This is a genomic window from Microcoleus sp. F4-D5 (genome assembly GCF_036704885.1).
Classification (GTDB): Bacteria; Cyanobacteriota; Cyanobacteriia; order Cyanobacteriales; family Microcoleaceae; genus Microcoleus.
Genome location: NZ_JAUBSX010000154.1, coordinates 1 through 5,453 on the forward strand (window position 1 = coordinate 1; position 5,453 = coordinate 5,453).

Sequence of the window (5,453 nt, forward strand, 5' to 3'; positions counted from 1 at the left end):
AATCTTAAGGTTCGGATTTAATCTGCTCAAGTCGGGTGAAAATTAAGAATTTTAAAAATGTTTTTTTAGTTGTTTAGTAATACACAAATTGAGGTTTTTGTCAAATTAATTTAGATGCGTTTACCCTGCGTTACCAGGCTGAACTTAAAGAAAAGCTAAAGAGTGCTAAACGCAATGGATTTCTTTGGAGGAAATATTACTGGTTCAAAGATGACTTGTTCGCTGAAATTAACAATTGCTTTGCTCTGACTATTCACAATTCGCAGGGCAGCACTTTTGATGAAGTTGGCATTGACGGAAGCGACCTTTTCAGCAGATTGTTAATCGGCAAAGATTTGAGCAGCACACAGAAACTTAAAGAGTACCACCGGCTTTATTATGTCGGTGCAAGCCGCTGCCGATATCGGATATTATTTGTTGCCCCCAATGACTTGTACTCAAACAATAAACTTCTCAACCAAGAGGTAAACTTTTCAACCAAGAGGTAAAGTCCTCAACTCGAGCATTCGGAAGAAGGAAGAAGCAGTAATAGCAATGGTTTCAGCGATTAAGAATGTCCTAACCGTCGGGCGCGGTTGCTATAACAGGTAAAGTGCTCAACTAACAGGTAAAGTGCTCAACTAACAGGTAAAGTGCTCAACTAACAGGTCTATACCTTTCTAAAAAACAGTCACTAACGCTCAACTTTCAGAAAGCTTCTCCATCGGGACTTACGCTGCATAAGTCAATTTTCACACTATCTGTAGTAGTAACGTGTGCCATCAGCACCCTACAAGTAGAGTCTGTGCGTAAGTTCTATTTATAAAATAAGAAGAAAGGGAAACGGAAAGGCAAGGCGAAGCAGAAGGTAAAAATGGATAAAAAACTTTAGTTGTGGGTTGATAGCAATGCTCAAAAAATCAATAATTGTATCGATATGCACCGAGTTAGATACAAAATGTCCACCTTTCAATCCTATGCTTTTAAGCGTGGGTTCCTTCCCCTTCTCCTTCTCCTTTTCCTTCTCTTTCTCCTTCTCCTTTCCTTTCCCACTCCTCTTTCTCAACAACCTGAATAAGTGCTGCTACCGCAGCGGCCAATCGCACCCCTGACACCAGGCTAATTATGGCAAAATCTCGACAAACAGGAACACCGCATAAAAAGGAAGTATTGGAGAGAACAGTTAAGAAAAAACGCTCGGCTGCAACAGCCACTAATTCTGCAAAGACTGTGAACAAATCAGTCAAAGCAACAACTGAAACTGACTCGGTTTGCGAACCCTTAACAATCTCTCCACAACAAGTAGAAGCCTCGCAAACTTGCACAAATTTTGCAGCACTTCCAGCCGTCGATGCTCCTTCTCTAGAAACATTGTCAAATGAGGCGATATTGCCTTCCCCTTCTCCTCTCCCATCAGCTATTGAAGTTGTCTGCAATTCAAGAGAATTCAACGATTATATACAAGCCCTGAAAGGCATCATTCCCAGCAATAACAGCCATCCCATTTTGTCCAATATTTTGATTGAAGCTGATGCTGAAACTCAACATTTACATCTGACTGCTTACAACTTAGAATTTGGAATGCAAGTGAGCTTTGGTGCGAATGTCAATCAATCTGGAAAGCTTACCCTCCCCGCACCCATACTTGCTGACATTCTGGGAAAATTTCCTAACGGCAGCCTTACCTTAAAGAGTTCTTGTGAAATTATTAAAGGAAGCGACGTTCCATCAGTCAGTGCCACTCTGAGTGCGTCAAGAAGCAAGCACGCCATTCGCGGGCTAGCTGCGGACGAATTTCCGGCTATCCCCAGCGTTCAACAGAAACTTGTAACGCTTCCTGCTAGCGTGTTAATTTCTGTCCTAAAAGCTAGCTTATTTGCTGTAAGTTCTGAGGAAAACAAACGCATTTTAACTGGAGGGAATTTTCAACTCAGTCACGACGCAGACAGAGGACTCGATAAACTGAGAGTTTGGACGACAGATGGGCATCGGGTAGCAATGGTTTTAGGATTGAACGAAAGCAGCAATTCCCACCTTTTAAGCAGTCAAATAGTTAATTTTACTGTCCCTGCTAAGGTACTCCGGTTATTGGAGCGTTCTTTGAATTCCACTGACAAAGTTACGATTTACTATGAAGGTTTGCCGGAGCAACCTAGCAATTTCGTCGCATTCGAGTGGAATAATTGGCGGCTGACAGCGAAGTTGCTCGAAGGTCAATATCCGGTTTGCGACCAAATTATTGCTCCCTATCGACCTGAATTTAGCCATCAAGTGGTGGTTGAGAGGCTGAGCTTTTTAAAAGCCTTAGAGAGGTTAGCTTCTCACAGCGACAAGTCTCACCTAACAGCTATTTTAGAATTCGATTTAGATGCCCAACAAGTGCGAGCATCACTCAACAATACTCTCAGTTCAGGAACGGAGACAGTTGATGCCAAACTATGGGGCTGTGAGTTTCGTCTCAAGTGCGACATCCGCTATTTGATTGATACAGCCAAAGCGATTTCCAGCTCTGATTTGCGGGTGTTAATGGCAACTCCTACCGCTCCCCTACTGATTGCACCGTTTGGAACGCCTGCGTCGGGTACAGAGGCTTTAGAGTGCGAATATATTGTCGCTCCGCAAGAATAGTCATGGAGGGAGTGGGGAGTAGGGAGTGGGGAAGTGGGGAGGAGAGGAAAGAAAAGAGTAAGAAGAGGAGGAGTCGCGAGCGATTTGACTACCAATCATACTAAATTCGGGTTACTCACCGCCTTTTTGAGTTCGATCGCTAATTTCTCCCCTTCCCCCTCTTCAGCAATAAAGGGATTTTAACCCTGATTTGGTATCACCTGTCTTGCCCTACTCCCCACTCCCCATTCCCCACTCCCTTTTTCCTATCCCCTATCGGGGAATAGTTACCAGAAGTATTCTAACGACTCAAAATGTACCAACCACTGCACCTCAAATACCGACCAAAAAATCTGCAAGAATTAGTTGGTCAAGACACCATCAAAACAACCTTGACCAATGCCATTACCTCCGACAAAATTGCTCAAGCTTACCTGTTTACCGGGCCCAGAGGAACAGGCAAAACCTCAACCGCTCGCATTCAGGCTAAATCCCTCAATTGTTTGAATAGCAAAAAGCCAACCGCCACTCCTTGCGGGGAATGTTCAAGCTGCAAAACCATTGACTCCTGTTCAAGCTTAGACGTAACTGAAATCGATGCTGCCTCTCACAATGGCGTGGATGATGCCAGAGAATTAATACAACACAGCAACTTTGCGCCAGCGATGAGCCGTTACCGGATTTGGATTTTAGACGAGTGTCACCAACTCAGTACCAGCGCTCAAAATGCTCTCCTCAAATGCCTTGAAGAACCTCCGGCTCATGTGGTATTTATTCTCTGTACGACTGAAGCACATAAAGTCCTGCCGACAATTATCTCCCGCTGCCAAACTTTTAACTTCCGAGCCTTGTCAGTTGATGCTATTGTCGGACAATTGCACAAAATTAGCTCCGTTGAATCTATTGCGATCGCAAGTGAGGCCATGCGGGCAATCGCTCGCACCTGCGACGGGGGGTTAAGGGATGCCCTGCAATTACTTTCTCAGCTTTCACTGCTAAACTCAGAGATTACCCTAACTCAAGTTGCAGAAGTATCTGGCAGCATTAGCGAGCAAGACTCGATCGCCCTTCTCAAAGCTATTCATTCTGGCGATACCTTAAGCGTACTGCAATCTTCGAGAACGCTGATTGACAGTGGCAAAACTCCCAAACTGATTCTCAGTAGCTTGCTAGCAGCAATGAGAGATTTGCTCATTGTCAAATCAACGCGCCACTGCCAGAATTTAATTGCAGGGCCAGTAGGCTACTCACAACTGCGCTCGCTCGCTCTTCATCTCGATTTTGAAACAATTGATGCGGCTTGTGCACAATTGCAAAAATCAGAATTTCAATTGAGAACTAGCACTAATGCGGCTACCTGGTTAGAAGTCTGTCTGCTGAACTTGATGCTGTCTTGCAAACCCGCTGCCCCCGAAACGCGGTTGCCGGCAACTTCCCAATCTAATCAGCCTGACAAATTTGATAAAACCCCTCAAAAAATAGAGGCAGATTCTCCTGACTTCGAGGCAACTTGGGCGCAAGTAGTAGCAGCAGCGAAACCCGGCAATCGCAGCCTTTTAAACCGCGCTCAAATTGCAGAACTTTCTGCTGATTCATGTGTGTTAGCAGTAGAAAGAAAATACGCGAACAAGTTTCAGAGTCACCTTGAATCCGTGCAGCGGATCGTTACTAAAGCTTTAGGCCGCTCTGTTACTGTTACTGTCAAACAACAGGAGGAGTTAGCAGCATGATTAGCATCCTAATTGGGAATGATACCTACGCAATTGAACGAGAAGTTGAAAATTTTAAGACTCAAACTCATCCTCTCTGGCGAGATTTCAACATCCACCGCAGAAATGCTTCTTCCCTGGATGCAGCCCTCTCTGCTGCTGCTTCAGTTCCTTTCGGCGGTGGAAACAAACTTATTGTCGTTGAAAATTGCGATTTCAAGCAATTTGGAGAAATGGGGCTAGAATTGCTGCAAATTTTGCCCCAATTACCTGCTACAACGCACTTAGTTTTCACTGCTGCTGTTATCGACAAACGGCTCAAGGTAGTCAAGCATTTGTTGCAGTTTGGTAAACTTAAGGAGTTTACTCTCATTCCTCCTTGGCGTACTGATTTAATTGAAAGTGCGATCGCTACTACTGCTAAACAGATGAATCTCTCAATTGCCAGAGATGCTGTCAGTTATCTAGCGGTAGCCATTGGCAACGATTCTGCTAGAAGAGTCAGTGAACTAGAGAAATTAGCCATTTATGCAGCAGGCGCTCGCATTACGAAAGAAGCTGCTAAAATCCTCGTTCCAGCTACCACAGCCAACTGTTTTCAACTTGCCGAAGCTCTTTTAAAAGGTCAAGCAGTAGCGGCAATTAAGGTGCTTGATGAATTGCTATCTCGGGCAGAGTTTCCTTTAGCAATTATTGCCACTCTCCAAACTCAGTTTAAAACTTGGCTGTGGGTAAAAGCTACTATCAATTCTGACCAACAACGTTCTGATAGCGAAATTGCTAGTATGTGCGGAATTAGTAACCCCAAACGGCTGTATTTCCTTAAGCAGGAGGTTAAGGAAGTATCTGCGAACTTCTTAAGTCGATCGCTCTCCATTTTGTTTGATTTAGAAATTGCCCTCAAAACAGGAGATAAGCCTGACTCGATGTTGCCTGCTTTGCTCAGCATCACTCAACTCACTCACCTTAAATAACAGGAAAGCGCTGCTGAGTTAATTCGGCAGCCTTTCATTAACTGCCTTGTTAAAAAAGCTGTTGTTTCATTACTTATCCAAGTTATTTTTTAACATTTTTGGCGTAATATAGCGATCCTAAATGATTTTCTATGTACAATATTGATGAATTTTGGGAAAATCAAATTTATGTTCCTTAGTGAAG

General features: G+C 43.8%; 4 protein-coding genes. 3 read left to right on the top strand and 1 reads right to left on the bottom strand.

Annotated features, from left to right (window positions below; translation table 11 throughout):
• Positions 1-962: 962 nt before the first annotated feature.
• A complete protein-coding gene (locus QUA80_RS32880) occupies positions 963-1,226 on the bottom strand; it encodes a hypothetical protein (protein ID WP_333151043.1) in 264 nt (87 codons plus the stop codon).
• On the opposite strand from QUA80_RS32880, the gene dnaN reads away from it, so the two are divergent.
• From dnaN to holA, 3 genes are all read left to right on the top strand, one after another.
• On the top strand, positions 1,210-2,607 hold the full coding sequence (gene dnaN / locus QUA80_RS32885; protein ID WP_333429102.1) for a DNA polymerase III subunit beta: 1,398 nt from the start codon (positions 1,210-1,212) through the stop codon (positions 2,605-2,607). The two genes, QUA80_RS32880 and dnaN, sit on opposite strands and share 17 nt — an antisense overlap.
• Positions 2,608-2,900: 293 nt before the next feature.
• On the top strand, positions 2,901-4,316 hold the full coding sequence (gene dnaX / locus QUA80_RS32890; RefSeq protein ID WP_333429103.1) for a DNA polymerase III subunit gamma/tau: 1,416 nt from the start codon (positions 2,901-2,903) through the stop codon (positions 4,314-4,316).
• Positions 4,313-5,269, top strand: coding sequence for a DNA polymerase III subunit delta (holA, locus tag QUA80_RS32895; protein WP_333429104.1), 957 nt, complete (start codon positions 4,313-4,315; stop codon positions 5,267-5,269). Before dnaX ends, holA begins: the two co-directional genes overlap by 4 nt.
• The last annotated feature ends 184 nt before the right edge of the window (positions 5,270-5,453 follow it).

Bases quoted from the DNA above. Each gene is read 5' to 3' on its own strand.
- dnaX (WP_333429103.1), top strand. From the start codon at position 2,901: ATGTACCAACCACTGCACCTCAAATACCGACCAAAAAATCTGCAAGAA.
- holA (WP_333429104.1), top strand. From the start codon at position 4,313: ATGATTAGCATCCTAATTGGGAATGATACCTACGCAATTGAACGAGAA.